At 69.3% G+C, this 15538-nt stretch carries 14 protein-coding genes; 5 read left to right on the top strand and 9 right to left on the bottom strand.

Annotation, left to right across the window (positions count from 1 at the left end; genetic code table 11):
• Nucleotides 1-152: 152 nt before the first annotated feature.
• The 4 genes from M8J73_RS06240 to M8J73_RS06225 form a co-directional block, all read right to left on the bottom strand.
• Nucleotides 153-1490 (bottom strand): YhgE/Pip domain-containing protein, encoded by a 1338-nt coding sequence (locus M8J73_RS06240; protein WP_055536856.1) that lies wholly within the window; start codon nt 1488-1490, stop codon nt 153-155.
• A gap of 238 nt (nt 1491-1728) precedes the next feature.
• A complete protein-coding gene (locus M8J73_RS06235; RefSeq protein ID WP_055536855.1) occupies nt 1729-2634 on the bottom strand; it encodes a LysR family transcriptional regulator in 906 nt (301 codons plus the stop codon).
• Nucleotides 2635-2687: 53 nt separating this feature from the next.
• Nucleotides 2688-3623: a dihydrodipicolinate synthase family protein gene (locus M8J73_RS06230; protein WP_055536854.1), complete on the bottom strand. Its 936-nt coding sequence runs from the start codon at nt 3621-3623 to the stop codon at nt 2688-2690.
• A gap of 32 nt (nt 3624-3655) precedes the next feature.
• Nucleotides 3656-4441: an SDR family oxidoreductase gene (locus M8J73_RS06225; protein ID WP_055536853.1), complete on the bottom strand. Its 786-nt coding sequence runs from the start codon at nt 4439-4441 to the stop codon at nt 3656-3658.
• 250 nt (nt 4442-4691) lie between these two features.
• Here M8J73_RS06225 and M8J73_RS06220 point away from each other — a divergent pair, with 250 nt between their 5' ends.
• The 4 genes from M8J73_RS06220 to M8J73_RS06205 all read left to right on the top strand — a co-directional run bounded on the left by M8J73_RS06220 (nt 4692) and on the right by M8J73_RS06205 (nt 8362).
• Nucleotides 4692-5795 (top strand): zinc-dependent alcohol dehydrogenase, encoded by a 1104-nt coding sequence (locus M8J73_RS06220; RefSeq protein ID WP_063799143.1) that lies wholly within the window; start codon nt 4692-4694, stop codon nt 5793-5795.
• Nucleotides 5785-6966: a DUF3500 domain-containing protein gene (locus M8J73_RS06215; RefSeq protein ID WP_240500901.1), complete on the top strand. Its 1182-nt coding sequence runs from the start codon at nt 5785-5787 to the stop codon at nt 6964-6966. The genes M8J73_RS06220 and M8J73_RS06215 overlap by 11 nt, the downstream gene beginning before the upstream one ends.
• A 71-nt stretch (nt 6967-7037) precedes the next feature.
• Complete coding sequence (locus M8J73_RS06210) at nt 7038-7445, top strand: response regulator transcription factor (RefSeq protein WP_055536851.1); 408 nt, start codon at nt 7038-7040, stop codon at nt 7443-7445.
• Nucleotides 7446-7495: 50 nt separating this feature from the next.
• A complete protein-coding gene (locus tag M8J73_RS06205) occupies nt 7496-8362 on the top strand; it encodes an alpha/beta hydrolase fold domain-containing protein (protein WP_055536850.1) in 867 nt (288 codons plus the stop codon).
• Nucleotides 8363-9275: 913 nt separating this feature from the next.
• Here M8J73_RS06205 and M8J73_RS45880 read toward each other — a convergent pair.
• The 5 genes from M8J73_RS45880 to M8J73_RS06185 form a co-directional block, all read right to left on the bottom strand.
• Complete coding sequence (locus M8J73_RS45880) at nt 9276-9788, bottom strand: hypothetical protein (RefSeq protein ID WP_492012101.1); 513 nt, start codon at nt 9786-9788, stop codon at nt 9276-9278.
• A 207-nt stretch (nt 9789-9995) separates the two neighbouring features.
• Nucleotides 9996-11321: an amidohydrolase family protein gene (locus M8J73_RS06200; RefSeq protein ID WP_055536849.1), complete on the bottom strand. Its 1326-nt coding sequence runs from the start codon at nt 11319-11321 to the stop codon at nt 9996-9998.
• Entirely contained in the window at nt 11318-12916 is a 1599-nt protein-coding gene (locus tag M8J73_RS06195) for an FAD-dependent oxidoreductase (protein WP_055536848.1), read from the bottom strand. Before M8J73_RS06195 ends, M8J73_RS06200 begins: the two co-directional genes overlap by 4 nt.
• The gene (locus M8J73_RS06190) at nt 12913-13818 is read right to left on the bottom strand and encodes an alpha/beta fold hydrolase (RefSeq protein ID WP_055536847.1); all 906 of its coding nucleotides are present in this window, start codon (nt 13816-13818) and stop codon (nt 12913-12915) included. Before M8J73_RS06190 ends, M8J73_RS06195 begins: the two co-directional genes overlap by 4 nt.
• 19 nt (nt 13819-13837) lie before the next feature.
• Nucleotides 13838-14671, bottom strand: a complete 834-nt coding sequence (locus M8J73_RS06185) for an alpha/beta fold hydrolase (protein ID WP_055536846.1) — start codon at nt 14669-14671, stop codon at nt 13838-13840.
• 53 nt (nt 14672-14724) lie between these two features.
• Between M8J73_RS06185 and M8J73_RS45195 the strand changes: the two genes are divergently transcribed.
• Nucleotides 14725-15174 (top strand): TetR/AcrR family transcriptional regulator, encoded by a 450-nt coding sequence (locus M8J73_RS45195; protein WP_308408335.1) that lies wholly within the window; start codon nt 14725-14727, stop codon nt 15172-15174.
• Nucleotides 15175-15538: the final 364 nt, after the last annotated feature.

Raw genomic sequence — 15538 nt, 5'->3', positions numbered from 1 at the left:
TGCGCCGGCCGAACCGGCCCACCGGTGCCCGCGCGAGGAAAGCCGTCCGCCCCGGGCACCCAACGCTGCAGTGCCCGCGGCAGACGAGTTGAGCAACCGCTCGTGGTGAGCCTACGGGGATGCTGTGGAACCTCCCCAGCGGAGTCTGTCCGTCACTGCCCGGCGGCGGCAGGGGCGCTGTGCTTCCTGGTCAGCCCCTTGAGGTCGTAGGCACGAGTACCGAGGGCCCCGACGAGGAGGCCGAGGACAAGCGCGATCACGGAGGCCGACACGGCACGCGCCAGCCCCGAGTCCCAGGTGGCTCCGAAGTACAGAATCGAGCGCGTACCCAGATAGATCTGGTGCATGGGCTCGAACGAGCTGAGGAAGCGGAAGAAGGGGGGCATGGCTTCCAGCGGTGTCGTACCCCCGGAGCTGGGGATCGACAGCACGACGAAGAGGAAGAGGTTGACCACCATGCCCAGACCGCCCAGCAGGGCGAGAACCGCCTGGGCGACCACTGCGACGGCCGAGATACTCAGCACGCTGAACAGCCACAGCTCCCCTGGATGGTCCAGCGGCATGCCGGTCCAGTCCGCGATCCCCAGATAGACACTGCTGACGAGCACCGCGATACCCGCCATGATTCCCCACTTCAGAACAAGGGTGGCCAGGCGGCTGCGACCAGAGGGGCTTTCCATGCGGTAGAGCGGCCCGATCTCCGACGGAGTGAAACCGAGCTGGGAGTCGACGAGATTGGTGGCGATCAGGGAGCCCGTGAACCCGGCCAGCGCCAGCAGGAGGGCGTAGTAGAAGGCCGAGAGGCCGCCGCCGGTCCCGTCGGGAACCTCCTTGAACGGCGTGACGTGCACCAGCATCGGTTCGGACAGAACGATGCGTGCCGTTCCTGTGACGGACTGGCTGCCGGATGCCGCCTTGTCCCCGGCCTGCGTCGCGGTGGCAAGCAGCTGCTTGCCCACCGTTTGGTTCGCCTCGGCCAGCGCCTGAGAAGCGAAGGAATTGACGACGGACGCGCTGGAAGTGTTCGCGAGGGGATTGGTGTACACGGTGACCGCGGGCTGCTGTGCGGCCCCACCGGTCGCCGCGCTCTCCGTGAGAGCCACCAGCTTCCTGCTCAGGTCCGAGGGCAGAACGATCGCGCCGTAGAGCTTCCCCTTGCCCATGTCCTCCTTCGCTGCGGCAAGGCTGACGAAGCGTAGATCGAAATTGTCGTCGTCGACCCCCTTGCGCAGGCTGTCGGAGATCTGCTCGCCGACGTCGATGCGCTGCCCCGATGGGGTGGTGGCTCCGGTGTCGGCGTTGACGACCGCTACGGGAAAGTCGTTGAGCTCTTGGGAGGAGTTGACCGTCGACCCCAGATACAACGCTGCCAGGGCAGCCATGACCACGGTGACGATGACTGCCGGGGGCAGCCACAACCGCGGCCCCAGCCTGCTTCCTGCGGGCTCGTCGTCGTTCGTCATGGTGCGCACATCCTTCGGGGTGACCATTTCGGTTATGGTGTAACCAGAATGGTCACCTCTCATCGTGAAGTCAAATGCGAAGGTGAGCGGCGAGGAGGTGGACGGTGCGTTGACCGACGCCGCTGCCTCCGTGATCGCTGATCGCCCGGCACGGGTTCGCCCAGGGCACCGTCCAGGCTGTGGCGGATGCAGGCGGCTGTGACTGCTCGTGTCGAGGACCACATGGCGCTCATCGGTGCGGCCCGCACCGGACGGCATCCTGCCGCTAGAAGCGGAGTGCCTCTTCGGGCAGATCCCGTTCAGCAGTGAGCGGCAGCTCCAAACGGGTGAGCATGTCCCGGTACCGTTCGGCCAGTTGGGAGGGGGGCTTTCTGCTGAACACCACCAGCTCCCGGAAACAGCCGGGCCCGATCCGCCGGGCGTGCCTCGACCAGCGCAGCGGCACCGCGTTCTCCGGTGTCACCGTCACGCCGATTCCCTCGACCGCGAACAGAAGCGCCGCGGAGACCTGGCCCGTGCGGGCGACGGCGCGCGGCGTGAACCCGAGGTGCCCTGTCAGGCGGTCCACCACTTCGCTCATGCCCTGTTCCCGCTCGTAGAGCACCCAGTCGGCTGCGGCCAGTTCGGCCGGATCAGCCGCTGTCCCCGCCGGGTATTCGGCCGAGCCGGTCACCACCATCTCCTCGTATCCCAGGGAGATGACGGGCCCCTCCCACGGGTCGGGCCGTGGACCGACCGCGATGTCGCCCTGGCCGCTGCGCATGGCCTCTTCGAGGTCCCGGCGGTGGGAGTAGTCGTGCAGTCTCAGCACGGTGGAGGGGTACGTCGAGTGCCAGCGCGCCGCGGACGGCGGCAGGATCCCCGAGGCGACGGACCGTACGGTCAGGACGTGGACGTCGCCCTGACGGCCCTCCACCACCTCGCGCACCGAGTCCTGCGCGTCCTGAACCGCACGGACGACGTCCTGCGCACGGGGCAGAAAGGCACGGCCCGCGGGAGTCAGCGTCACCCCTTGCCGACCGCGCTCCAGCAGGACCGCGCCCAGCTCCTTCTCCAGGGCCCCGATCTGCTGGGAGAGCGAAGGCTGGGTGACATAGAGCCGCGCAGCCGCTCCGCTGAAGGAGCCCGCCTCCCAGACCGCGAGGAAGTACTCCAGCTGACGTAGCTGCATGTGATCAAGTTACGTGGTGCCGTACCGCTGTGCTGAGGCGTGTCGCCTGTGCGTCATGCCAAGAGTGCGACCCTGCTGTCCTTGCGGGTGAGCCTGGACAGCAGGTAGTCGACCTCGGTGCGGGCACGCGCCGAGAGTACGGACCCGGGCTTGCGCTGGGTGTCGGAGGCCAGGATTCCGCGGCGCTTCATGACGTACTTGCGCACGGCCAGGCCGATGCCCGGCTGCTGTTCGTAGCGCAGCAGGGGCAGGTGGGCGTCGAAGACGTCATGGGCGGCGTCACGGTCGCCGGCCGTGGTGTGGCGCACCACGTCGACGAGGAGCTCGGGAACGCAGTAGCCCGTCATCGCTCCGTCGGCTCCGCGTTCGGTCTCGAAGTCCAGGAAGAGGCCGCCGTTTCCGCACAGGATCGACAGGCGGGGCATCGCTCCATCGGCTTCGAGTTGCCGGAGTGCGCTGATCTTCTCCAAGCCCGGCCAGTCCTCGTGCTTGAGCATCACGCACCCGGGCGCGGCGTTCGCGATGCGGGCGATGACGGCAGGGGACATGACGACGGAGAACGACAGCGGATAGTCCTGGATCACGAACGGCACGTCCGCGCCGATGGCGCCCGCCGCTCCCTCGTAGTAGCTCACGATCTGGTCGTCAGTCCGCAGCGTGTTCGGCGGGGCGATCATGACGCCGCCGGCGCCGGCTGACATGACGTCGACCGCGAGAGCCCGCATGGCGGCGTAGCCGGGTGCGGAGACGCCCACGATGATCGGCAGATCGGTGCGCTTGATGACTTGCTGGACGATGCGCACGCTTTCCTCGTGGGACAGCTTGGGTGCTTCGCCCATCTGGCCCAGGAGGGTCAGTCCGGTGACGCCGACGTCACCGTAGAAGTCGACGAGTCGGCTGAGTGAGTCGAAATCGATTGTGCCTTCCTCGCTGAAGGGCGTTGGCGCGATGGCGAAAACGCCATGGGTGTTGCGGTCCAGGGGTGCCATTGTTCTGCCTCCTCAGAAATCCGATGTCTTTTTCAGAGGCTGGCGATGAGTCCGCCGTCGACGCGAATGACCGAGCCTGTGATGTAAGAGGCCTGGGCGCTTGCGAGGAAGGTGACGGCGGCTGCGTATTCCCGCGGTTCGCCGTAGCGGCCCACAGGGATCGACGCGACGCTCTCGGCGGACGTCTCCGCGACGGCCCTGCCCTCCCGATCGGCCTTGGCCTGGTCGAGGAACTTGGTCCGCTGGGTGCCGATCCGTCCCGGAACGACCACGTTGCAGGTGACGCCCTCGGCCGCGACTTCCCGGGCCAGCGTCTTGGACCAGCCGAGCAGGCTGCCCCGCAAGGCGTTGGACAGCCCCAGGTTGGGGATGGGGGCGATCACCCCCGAGCTGGCGCTGGTGATGACCCTGCCCCAGCCGCGGCTCCGCATCAGCGGCACGACCCTGTCCGTGATCGCGATGACGGACAGCACCATGGACTGGAAGTGTTTCAGCCAGAGTTCAGGGTCCTGCCCCGCAACCGGCGAGGGCGGCGGCCCTCCCGTGTTGTTGACGAGGATGTCCACGGGACCGAGCGCCCCTTCGGCTGCCGCGAGGTGCTGGTCGATCGCGCCCAGGTCCGCGAGGTCCCATTCCAGGGGCACGGCTTTCCCGCCCGCGTCGGCCACCGCCTCGGCGGTGCGCTCGGCGGCCTGTGGGTTGATGTCCGCGACGGCGACAGCGGCCCCTTCCGCGGCGAGTGTCTGGGCGATCGCGCCGCCGAGACCCCCACCTCCGCCCAGTACGAGCGCGGTCTTGCCCGAAATTCCCAGATCCACAGCTTCGCTCCTTGGGCGGTGGCCCCGTTCCCCGACCGTACGGCCGACGGCTACGTCCGTCGTTTCCACATGACACTGCCACGAGGCTGTGGTGGGTATCCAATAGGAATCTCTCGCGACATGCATAAGGGATGCCTATGTGCCGCGCATAGGGAATAGGCGTTTCCGGCGTGCAGGATGAGGTGGGGAACAGGGCCGTTTCGGCCCGTCGATTCCCGACGCATGTTCATGGCCGTAATCGGAGGCCCCTATGTCCTTGCCGGAAACCATGCAGGCCGCTGTGCTGTGCGAGCCCGGCACCCTCGCCGTCACGACGCTGCCCGTGCCGCGGGTGGGACCGGAAGACGTTCTGGTACACGTCCGCAGGGCGTCCCTGTGCGGAACGGACCTGAAGATCCGCAGCCGGCACTTCTTCAAGGACGGCGGCCCGGCCGCGGGCGAGTTCGTACCCGGCCACGAGTACGCCGGCGTCGTCGCCGCGGTGGGCAGCGCCGTGGACGAGCTCCGGGTCGGCGATCGGGTGGTGACGGAAGCCCACCGCGGTTGCATGCGCTGCGCCAACTGCCTGGCCGGGGCCTACACGGACTGCCTCAACTACGGCCTGCGGCACACCGGGCACCGCGTGCAGGGGATGACCGTCAACGGGGGCTTCGCGGAGTACGCGCTCAACCACGTGGCGACCCTCCACCGGTTGCCGGACACCGTGGACTTCGACGCCGCGGTCGTCCTCACCACCGTGGGCACCGTGATGCACGCCTTCGACGTGCTCGACGCCCTGCTCGTCGGATCCACGGTCGCTGTGATCGGCCCAGGACCGATAGGTTTGCTCGCGGTACAGGTCGCACGTGAACTCGGGGCCAGGACCGTGGCCCTGGCCGGCACGCGGGAAGCCAGGCTCGCCATCGGCAAGTCCTTCGGCGCGGACCTGGTCGTCAACTCCCGGGAGGAGGACGCCGTAGCGGCGGTTCGGGAGGCGACCGACGGGATCGGCGCCGACATCGTCCTGGAGTGCTCCGGCGCCCCGAGCGCGGTGGACGACGCGCTGCACATGGCCAAGCGGTCCGGGAAGGTCGTCCTCGTCGGCTTCTTCGAAGAGCCCGTACGGGCCGACCTCAACCACGCCGTGATGAACGGCATCTCGATCCGGACGGTCCGCGGCGAGGGCACCGGTTCGCTGGCCCGCTCCGTGGGCCTGGCCGCCCGGGGTCGGCTGCGCACCGCGGAACTGGTCACCCACCATTTCGGGCTGCCGGACGTCGCCGAGGCGTTCGACACCTACGCCGAGCGCCGGGGCAACGCCATCAAGGTCATGCTCGACATCTCCGAGGACCCGGAGTCCACCGGTGACCGGTGACCGAGAGGGCACCGTGCCCGCCGCCGCCCTGGCAGCCGGGCGGGAGAAGGCGGCGGCCGCCATGGCCGACACTGCCACCGCCTGGCTGGACAGCCTGAGCGAGGACCAACTCCCGCTCGCCGCCTACGACTCCCCGCTCCACCCGGATGCGGAGGCCGAGCGGCTGCGCTGGTTCTACACCCCCACCGAACACGGCGGGCTCGCCGTCCGGGACCAGAACGCCCGCCAACAGAGCCTGGCCATGCGACTGGTGGCCACCGGACTGTCCGTCCCGGGCTACGCCACGGTCACCACCGTGATGGGACTGGAGAACGTCCTGGACCAGCTGGAAGGGTGGCGGGTCCACTGGGGCCGGCAGCGCGGACGGGACCCCGGCCTGTACTGGCTGAGGATCTTCGGCCGCCCCGGCGACCGAGTCTGGGCATGGCGGTTCGGTGGCCACCACATCTCCCTGAACAACCTCGTCGTCGCCGGCCGGCTCGTCTCCACGACCCCCTGCTTCATCGGTGCCGACCCGGCCACGACCGAGCTGATCGGAGGCACCCTGCGGCCCTTGCAAGGCCCTGAGGAGACGGCCCGCCAACTGGTCCGCAGTCTGGACCCGGGCCAACTCCACAGCGCCCTGCTCCACCCGTCAGCGGTCTCGGACATCGTCTCCGGCAACCGCCCACGCGTCGAACACGGCGACACGATGATGCACATGCAGGACCTGTGGCGCGGCCGGTTCGCCGACCCTGAGCTGGACCGGCTTGTCAACGACATCGACCGCCGGGCGGAAGCGGGCAGCGGATACACCGAGAACGATCACGCCCGCGTGGCCATCACGATTCCCCCCGGAGGCATCGGCGGTCGCGACCTGAACAACGAGCAGCGGCACCTGTTGCGCCGACTCGTCACCCTCTACACCGGACGGGCACCCGAGTTCCTCGCAGACGCCTACGACACCCACTACGCCTCTGACACCGTCCTCGACGCGGTGCATTTCGGCTGGGCGGGCAGCACGGACGCCGGGGAACCGCACTACTACCGGGTGCAGGACCCTCGCGTTCTCATCGAGTACGACAACACCCAGCGGTACGCCAACCACGCCCACTCGGTGTGGCGAGACCTGACCTCCGACTTCGGACTGGACGTACTCGCCGAACACCGCGCACACATCGCCCACGAGTAGGGCGCGTACTCGGGGAGCGCCGTACACACCCGTACCGCCGCTCCATCCCCCTCCCCGAAAGAACCAGCACCATGACCACCCCGCTGATCGTCGACGACGAGCCCCTGCAACGCCTTGCCGTGCGCATGATCCTCGAACGACAACCTGGACTGACCCTCGTCGGCGACGCCGTCATCGCGCCGGGTCTGACCCGCAGACTCCTCGACACCTTCGCTCACCGCCTGCACAGTCCCGTCCCGGACCGGAACCACGACGACAGCGGCCGGCTCCACCACCTCACCAGACGCGAGCGTGACGTTCTCGCCCGCGTCGCATCGGGTCGGAGCAACGGAGAGATCGCCGAGGACCTGCATCTGGCCGAAACCACGATCAAGTCACACGTCAGTCGCATCCTCGCCAAGATCGCTGCCCGGACCCGCGTCCAGGCGGTGGCTTTCGCCTACGGAGCAGGGCTGGTCAGACCGGTCCTGCACATGTGACAACCTCCGAGAAGCTGACGGCATCGCGGTGCCAAGAAGGAGAGCCGGACATGAGCAGTCCCCAGATGCACGTAGTCGCCGCGTTCATGCGGTTGGCCCTTAAGGGCAAGACGGCCCCGGACCCCGTGGCTGCGTCGAAGGAGCCACCTCGTCCGCCCGCCAAACTGGTACAGCGGCACGACGTGAGATCGCGCAGCATCGACGGGTTCGCATGCCACACCGTCAGTCCGCGCGGGCGCCGGGCGGAGCGAGCGGTCGTCTATCTGCACGGCGGCGCCTACATCAAACACCTCTCGCCCCAGCACTGGCAGTTGATCTCGCAGCTCGCGGATGCCGGTGTACGGGTCGAGGTGGCGCACTACGGGCTGGCGCCGAAGTACACCTACCGTGACGCGTATCCCTTCGTCACTGCCGTCTACCGCGAACTGCTCAGCGACCTGGACGCCGGCCAGGTCACGATCATGGGCGACTCCGCCGGCGCGGGCTTGGCTCTGGGCGTGGCGCAGAGCCTGGTCGGCTCGGGTCTGCCCCAGCCGGCCCGAGTGGTACTGATCTCCCCCTGGCTGGATCTGACGCTGACCAACCCCACGATTCCCGAGGTCGAAGCCCGAGATCCCTTTCTCACCACCAGCGGCCTGCTCGCGGCAGGACGTGGCTGGGCAGGCGGGGACGACCCCGCCCAACCCCGGCTCAGTCCCGTCAATGGCCCGCTTGCCCCCCTGGCGCCCATCGACGTCTACATCGGCACTCGCGACTTGTTCTACCCGGACGTCCGGCGCCTGGAAGAACGGGCTGCTGCGGAAGGGGTGGCCGTGAACGTCATCGTGTGCGACGGGGCGGTCCATGTCTACCCGCTCGTCCCCGCTCCCGAGGGGCGTGCCGCGGCCCGCGCCATCGTGCGGTCCGCGGCCTCCTGAGCGGGTGAGAGGCGATCTTCAGCCGACGTCGGGCGATCCCTCGCCCCGCTGTTCGAGAGCGGTGTCGCACACCGACCAGCAGCTGCTTCCGAACTCCTGGTACGACACAGCCTGCGGAGGCGTGAGGTTGAGGAGAGGTCAGGTCTCCTGACTCGATACTCCGGTGCTCTGCGCTGGAACGGCTGCATCGTTGTACTCCCTCCGGCAGCACGGGGTTTGCGGCGGAGATCAGCCACCGATCAGGAGGAAGGGGATGCGGGCGCGCGATCGGCCGGGCAGTGCCTCAGGAGAGCGCCGCGTGCGCTGCTGTTGCCGCTGAGGAGGGTGTAGGGCAAGTCTCCGGTGAAGCAGGCGTAGTCGCCTTCGTGCGAGGTGGAGCAGCGAGCCTTCGATGCACGGGGGGTGGTGATCCTTCGCGCTCGTGCAAGTCCTCGGGCTGTCGGTGTGTCTCTCGGGCACCGCGATCAGCCCGGCATTGGCGGCAGAGTGGCGGCGCAACACGGGTGAGGTCGTGTGGCTCACGACCTCGGTCCATATCGGGTTCGTACTGGGCGCGACTGTCTCAAGCGTCTTCCGTCTCGCCGACCGTCGGCCCCCGCGCCTGGCGCTTGCCGCAGGTGCCCTGGGCGCCGCCGCGTCGACACTCGCGCTCGCGACGGCGGCCCACGGCCCGGGGGGCCGGAATCGCACTCCGGGCGCTCACGGGCGCGAGCCTGGCCGCGGTGTATCCCATGAGGGCGAGGCTGACCGCCTCCGGTCCGCGGGCGTGCCTCCGGGACCCTGACAGCCGCCCTGACCATCGGCTCCGCGCTTCCGCACCTGATCGCGAGTATCGGTGCACCCTCCTGGCGGGTCGCCGGGGTGGACAGCCTTGGGTGGCGTCCCCGCGGAGGAAAAGATGACGGGACGAGAGCTACGACGTTGCGCCCCATCCGGGCGCGATCTGCCGCGCCAACTGATCCAGGACCTCCTCCAGGCGCTCGCGAGACAGGCTCGCGTAGACGTAGTTGTCTGGACGAACGAGGAGGATGGGCTTGCGCCGGAACAAGGGGCGGGCGACACCTTCAACGTCCTCCAGGACGTCAGACCTTGCGTCAGGGCGTGTCGGACGCCGTCCCATTTCGGCGAAAGTCACGAAAGTCGCCCGCAAGACAGTCTCTGCAAGGTGCTGGCCGCGAGGCGACAATGATTTCCCTGGGGGGTCGCCCCAGCCGATGATGCGCCATCCAGTGCCTGCAACGTCGTCGAGAAGGCGCTCTTCACGCTCAAAGGTCCGGACGATCGGTTGAGGAAACAAGCGCCCGACTGGCGAGAGAGGTGAGGTTCGGCCGGACAAGAGGCCGCGGCGATAGCGGGCCGGCTCGCGCCATCGGCCCTGTCGAGCGGCAGTACGAAGGGCTGGGACCCGCAAGACCGTCCCGGCCACTACGTCGCGGGCTGCGGCTGCCTTCGCAGACCTTGGCGTGGTCAACTGCCCAGCCCGGACGGACAGGTTGGTGATCGCCTCCGCGTGCGGTCGCTGGGGGAACGAGGCCGCGGGGTGCGGTTCTGAGGGCGCGTGGCCATCGCGCCGACGAGGACGGGTGTCGTGCGCGTCGGCGCGCGGTTCCTGCGTGGGGGCCGTTGCGGTAGGTCAGCCGGGAGAGCCCGCGGGCATGATGCCGCGCAGCAGCCGCTCTCCGGACTCGCGTAGCTGGTCCTTGACCTCGTCGAGGCCGGATGCGAGCAGGACGTGATCGCGTTTGCGCCAGATGCCGGCGACCATCACGGCTTCGATGTTGGCGATGTCGGCGTGCAGGACCGTGGCGACCGGGTCGTGCGCCGGCCACAGGTTGAGCGCCCGGGCGTCGACGGCGACCAGGTCGGCCTGCATGCCCACCTCGATCCGGCCCACCTTGTCCGCCAGGCCCAGTGCCTTCGCTCCTTCGACCGTGGCCCAGGCGAGCGCCTGTTTGCCGGTGACGGACGGTGTGTTGGCGTACATGCCGGTCGTCCGCCGGTGGTGGGCGTGGTCCAGGCCGCGCTGGTGGGCCAGGGCGATCCGGGCGGCGGTGAGGACCGTGCCGGGTACGGCGGTGTCGATGTCCGTGCCCAGGGAGGGTGCCGCGTCCAGGCGCAGCAGGGATCCGGTGATGGGTGTGCCGTGTCCCTGGCCCAGTTCGTTCTCCGGGGTGGCGGTGAAGGTGACACCCGCCTCGACGAGCGTCTTCAGCCAGTCCTCGGGCAGGTCGGATCCGTGCACGACGTTGGTCAGGGGGCTGAACAGCCCGGCGTTGCGCACGGCTTCCCAGCCGGGTGAGGGTTCGCCGCCGCTCTGGTGCATCGAGACGACGAGGCCGCGTTCCGCGCCGGCCTGGAAGTCGGCCACCGCGGTCTCGGCGGAGGAGTACTGCGGCCCCTGGAGTGCCATGCCCAGGGTGAGGAGGCCGTGGTCGCGGACGGGGCCGTCGAGCAACCGGTCGATCTCGGCGAGCGGGTGGGGTGTGTCCGGCGAGCGGTAGGGCGTGCCGTGCAGGAAGACGGCGCGGATCCCGGCCCGGACCAGTCCCTCGACGGCCGCGTCGGCGTGTTCGGGCGACAGGGCGTTGTGACACCAGTCGCCGACGGTGGTGGTACCGCAGTTGAGCTGGTTCAGGGCGCCGGCGAGATTGCTGATGTGCATGTCGGCCGGGGTGTACTGACCGACGCACTCGCCGTGCAGGTGGGTGAGGTACTCCATCAGCGTCCAGTCGGCGCCCACGGAGCGCAGCGCGGTCTGCCAGGTGTGCAGATGGGCGTTGACCAGGCCGGGGATGAGGACGCGGCCGGAGAAGTCGACGACCTCGGCGTCGGGCGCCTCGATGGTTTCGCCGACGGCGGCGATGGTCTCACCGTCGACGAGGATGTCGACCTGCTCGGCGTCCGGCCGGTCCGGCGTCATCGTGATGACCTGCGCCTCGCGCAGCAGTATGCGGCTCATTCAGTGGCCCCCGAACCGGGGGAGGTGTGGCTCGGCTGGGACATGGTGCGGCTCCTTGCCTGCGGCGTCATCGCCCGCACGGCGGCTTGTGTGGTGGTGAGGAAATCCCGAGTGGCGATGTGCCCGATGTAGCCGTCGGGACGGATCAGCAGCAGCGTGTCGCCGGTCAGGCCGTAGGCACTCCGCAGCGTGTTCGTGGGGTCGGAGAAGGCGCGGCCGTCGCCCGCGGCCGATCCGACGGTGAGCCGCCCCAGCCGGGCGCCCGTCGTCGGCCAGTCGAGGAGTTCGAGGTCCCGGGCGGCTCCGGGGCCGTAGGCGATGGCGGTGAAGTGCGGTCCCTGGAAGAGGGTGAACAGGCGGGTCTCGGCGCCGTCGGCGCCGAGCAGTCGGGCGTCCGGGGCGCGGTCGCCCACGTGCAGCGTGCTGGTGCCGCCGCTGTCGCCGCCGGCGGGGGCGAGCGGGCCGCCGTAGTAGGTCAGGGCGAGCTGCTGCTCGTCCTTGCCGCGCTTCATGCTGGAGGGGTCGAGCCTGGCGAGGCCGCCCCACTTCTCCGTGGACAGTCCCAGGACCCCGGCGGCGATCGGCTGCCGCTCGGCCTCGTAGGTGTCCAGCAGGGCCGGGTCGGCTCCGGCGAGGACCTGGCCGAGCTTCCAGCCGAGGTTGTAGCCGTCCTGCATACCGGTGTTCAAGCCCTGGGCACCGGCCGGGGTGTGGACGTGCGCGGCGTCGCCGACGAGGAAGACACGTCCGCGGCCGTAGTGCTGCGCGAGACGGATGTTGGGCCGGAACACGGACGTCCAATGGATCTCGTGCAGCTGGATGTGCCGGTTGCGGGTGTGGGAGTGGATCCGGTCGATGATGGCGCCGATCTCCTGGGGCGGCTTCTCGTCGGGCGTGAGCCGGATCATCCACTGGAACATGTCGCTGTCGGGGAGCGGGCAGGCGCCGATGAGCTTGCCGCCGAGGCCGGGCCACATGTGCCACCGGTTGCGGGCCAGGCCACTGACGGAGGCATCCACGATCAGCACGCGGTCGGCCTCGTCCGTCGTCCCGGCGAAACCGATGTCGAGCTGCTTGCGCACCACACTGGAGCCGCCGTCGGCCCCCACGGCATAGCGGGCGACGATCTCCTCGACCCCGTCCGCGCCCACCACCTTGGCGACCACCGTGTCCTCGTCCTGCGTCAGCTCGGTCAGCTCCTTGCCGAACTCGACCCCGCGGCCGAGCTCACTGAGCCGGGCGTGCAGGGCGCGGTCCGTGCGGAACTGCGGGATCAGCCACGTGTTCGGGTACGGGACGTCCGGGGTCGCCTCTTTGTGGGGGAACATCTTCCACGGCACACCGATGGGCCCTGCGTGGATCCCGAGCTTGGGATAGATGTCGCCGCCGGCCAGCACGTCGTCGAGAGCGCCGAGGTCTTCGAGGACTTCGAGGCTGCGGGGCTGGATGCCCTTGGCGCGCGAGCCGTCGAAAGCGTGGGGGGACCTGTCGACGATCCGGACGTCGAGTCCACGGCGTACGAGGTCGATCGCCAAGGCGGAGCCCGAGGGGCCGGCGCCGATGATCAGGACGTCGATGGCCTGCGGACTGTTCATGAGTCGAGCCTTTCGGTGCGGGCGGACACGAACGAGGCGAGCTGATCGGCGACGTCGCGAGGCCGTTCGAAGGGGGCCATGTGCCCGCATTCGGTAATTACGTGATGTTTCTGAGGCTTCAGCAGAGCGCGCGCTGTGTCGAAGTGCGCCAGCGGCGTGACGTTGTCCTCGTCGCCCCACAGCAGCAGCGTCGGAATGCCCAGGGCTCCCGTCCGCCGGAAGAGGTCGTCACGGCCGGCGACAGGCAGGTGCTGGAGGGTGTCGAAGACCGCGTACAGCGAGCCCTCGAAGTGGAAGGCGTCGAGGACCATCTCGGTCAGTTTCGCGCCGAGCTCGGGGTCGCGGACGTTGTGCCCGAGGTGCCCCTGGAGCAGCTGAAGACCGCGACGGCGGGCGACCGCTCCGGCCAGCAGATCGCTGCGCAGCAGCCGGTGGGGGGAGGCCAGCCGCGGTTTCGCGAGACCGGCGGGCCCGACGATGGTGAGCGTGGACACCGACGAGCGGTACTGGGCGGCGTACGTCATGCCGACCAGCGCGCCCATGGAGGTGCCGACCAGGTGCAGGGGCCGCGCCGTCAGGCCGAGCCGGTCCGTCAGCTCGGCCAGCTGCCGCGTGAACAGCGCCTCGTCGTAGCGCGCCTCGACCCGGTCGGAGTAGCCGCGGCCGTAGGCGCTGCACGTCAGCGTGCGCAGCCCGCGGGCGTGCAGCTCGCCGACGAGGCCGTCCCAGTAGAACAGCGGAATGGTCAGACCGCCCGCCATCAGGACCACATCCCCGTCCTCGGGCCCCGTCAACTCGTAGTGGGTGACGCCGTCGGACAGCTCGATGAAACTGCCGCGCAGCGCCTTGCGCGAGTCGGCGGTGAGCTTGCGGTCCTCGCCCGAGGCGACGAAGTACTTCATGGAACGGGCCTCCTTGCCCTCAGTTCGCGGGAGTGTCGGCGCAGGAGCCGAGGAACTTCGCGATCGCGTCCGCGACCCACTGCGGTTCCTCCTCCGGCAGCAGATGTCCGCCGTGGGGGTGGACGAGCTCCTGGGCGCCGGGGATGTCGCGGGCGAAGTGCTGGCCGTCGATGCTCGCGCTGCGCAGCACCAGCGTGGGCACCGTGATGCGGGGGATCCGCGCGCTGCGGTCCGGCTGGTCGGTGTTGCAGAAGTCGACGAAGGCCGAGCGGTTGCCGGGGCGGCTCATGAGCTGATGGGCGCGGTCCACCATGGCGTCGTCCACGATCCGCGAGTGCGGCCCGACGGCGGCGCGCAGGTTGCGTTCGAGTGCCCCGCGCGGCATCACCCGCCTCAGCAGGGGCCGCACCAGCGGGTTGCGGGTCAGGCGCATCCCCGCGGGCACCGTCTTCTCCGGATAGCCGGTGGCATTGACCAGTACCAGGCCGGTCAGCCGTTCCGGGTGATCCAGCGCGACGTTCCAGGCGATGTTGCCGCCCAGGGAATTGCCGGCCAACGCGTAGCGCGGCACGCCCAGCGCCTCCGCGAAGCCCGCCACCGTCGCGGCGTACGCCGGGACGCGGTAGTCGCGGTCCTTGCGCGGGCCCGTCAGCCCGAACCCCGGCAGGTCGGGACGGATGACATCGAACGAATCCGACAGCAGATCCGTCGCGCGGTCGAAGTGCTGCAGGGATGAGGCACTGCCGTGCAGCAGCACGAGTGCCGGGCCGTGCCCAGCACGCTTGTAGTGGATCCGCAGGCCGTCCACCTCGACGAACCGGGAATCGGGCTGGGGCTCAGACCAGGTACTCATAATGGATACACTGTTACCGATATCGTGGCCGTGTCAAGAGGAAGCCCCCGCGTGTGACGACCACGGTGGTCCTGAGCGAGGAGACGGATCAGTCGGTGCGCCGCGCTGCCGGTCGTCCGCCGGTCCCACCGGACCGGATCGTCGACGAGGAGGAAGCGGAGGCGCTGTCGATGAGGGCCCTGGCCGAGCGCCTGGGCTCGGGTACGGCGACGCTGTACCGGCATTTCGGCAACCGGGCAGAGCTCGTGGCGCAGGTCGTGGACCACATGTTCGGCCTCGTCGAGCTGGACGACCGTGAACTGGCCTCGGTGAGCTGGCAGCAGTTTCTGAGGGCGGTGGCACACGCCATGTTCGGCGCCTTGGGTCGGCACGGGAACGCCGCCCGGCTGCTGGCCGAGCAGACTCCCGTCGGCCCCCACGCGATGGCGCTGCGGGCACGCTGTGTCGCGGTCCCGCTCAAGGCGGGATTCGAGGCCTCACTGGCCACGCGCGCGCGTATGTGACGCCGGCTCGCTACGTATGTGGCCTGGCGATACAGCTCAACCATGAGAACGGCGGCGGTGGGCGGCGCAACGGGGGGTCGGTCGCTGCTCCGCGGGGGATGGATCCGGCACAGTTCCCCGCTGTCCTCTCGATCGCGGAGGCGTTGCCGGTGCCTGTCGAAGAGATCTTCTCCTTCGGGTTGGATCTCATCCTCAGGGGGCTGGGGGCCTTCCGTGATCCGGAGCCGTGCTGAACCACCTCCCTCCGATCACGCTTGGTTACAATGCTCACTTCAGGCCGGAGGCCGGAAGCCCGGCGGCCGCGCCGGTGGGGCGCACCGCCGTCGACGGACTGCTGGGGAGGAGGGAGCTGTGGGGCCTTTGA

The sequence above is a fragment of the Streptomyces neyagawaensis genome (assembly GCF_023516595.1).
GTDB classification, from domain to species: Bacteria; Actinomycetota; Actinomycetes; order Streptomycetales; family Streptomycetaceae; genus Streptomyces; species Streptomyces neyagawaensis.
This window is presented reverse-complemented; position numbering and strand designations above follow the sequence as displayed.

What these genes read in the sequence shown, in the direction of transcription:
- M8J73_RS06200 (WP_055536849.1), bottom strand. Translation starts at nt 11,321, where the DNA reads ATGAGCCGCATACTGCTGCGCGAGGCGCAGGTCATCACGATGACGCCG.
- M8J73_RS06240 (WP_055536856.1), bottom strand. Translation starts at nt 1,490, where the DNA reads ATGGTCACCCCGAAGGATGTGCGCACCATGACGAACGACGACGAGCCC.
- M8J73_RS06185 (WP_055536846.1), bottom strand. Translation starts at nt 14,671, where the DNA reads ATGAGTACCTGGTCTGAGCCCCAGCCCGATTCCCGGTTCGTCGAGGTG.
- M8J73_RS06190 (WP_055536847.1), bottom strand. Translation starts at nt 13,818, where the DNA reads ATGAAGTACTTCGTCGCCTCGGGCGAGGACCGCAAGCTCACCGCCGAC.
- M8J73_RS06205 (WP_055536850.1), top strand. Translation starts at nt 7,496, where the DNA reads ATGAGCAGTCCCCAGATGCACGTAGTCGCCGCGTTCATGCGGTTGGCC.
- M8J73_RS06230 (WP_055536854.1), bottom strand. Translation starts at nt 3,623, where the DNA reads ATGGCACCCCTGGACCGCAACACCCATGGCGTTTTCGCCATCGCGCCA.
- M8J73_RS06195 (WP_055536848.1), bottom strand. Translation starts at nt 12,916, where the DNA reads ATGAACAGTCCGCAGGCCATCGACGTCCTGATCATCGGCGCCGGCCCC.
- M8J73_RS06220 (WP_063799143.1), top strand. Translation starts at nt 4,692, where the DNA reads ATGTCCTTGCCGGAAACCATGCAGGCCGCTGTGCTGTGCGAGCCCGGC.
- M8J73_RS06235 (WP_055536855.1), bottom strand. Translation starts at nt 2,634, where the DNA reads ATGCAGCTACGTCAGCTGGAGTACTTCCTCGCGGTCTGGGAGGCGGGC.
- M8J73_RS06210 (WP_055536851.1), top strand. Translation starts at nt 7,038, where the DNA reads ATGACCACCCCGCTGATCGTCGACGACGAGCCCCTGCAACGCCTTGCC.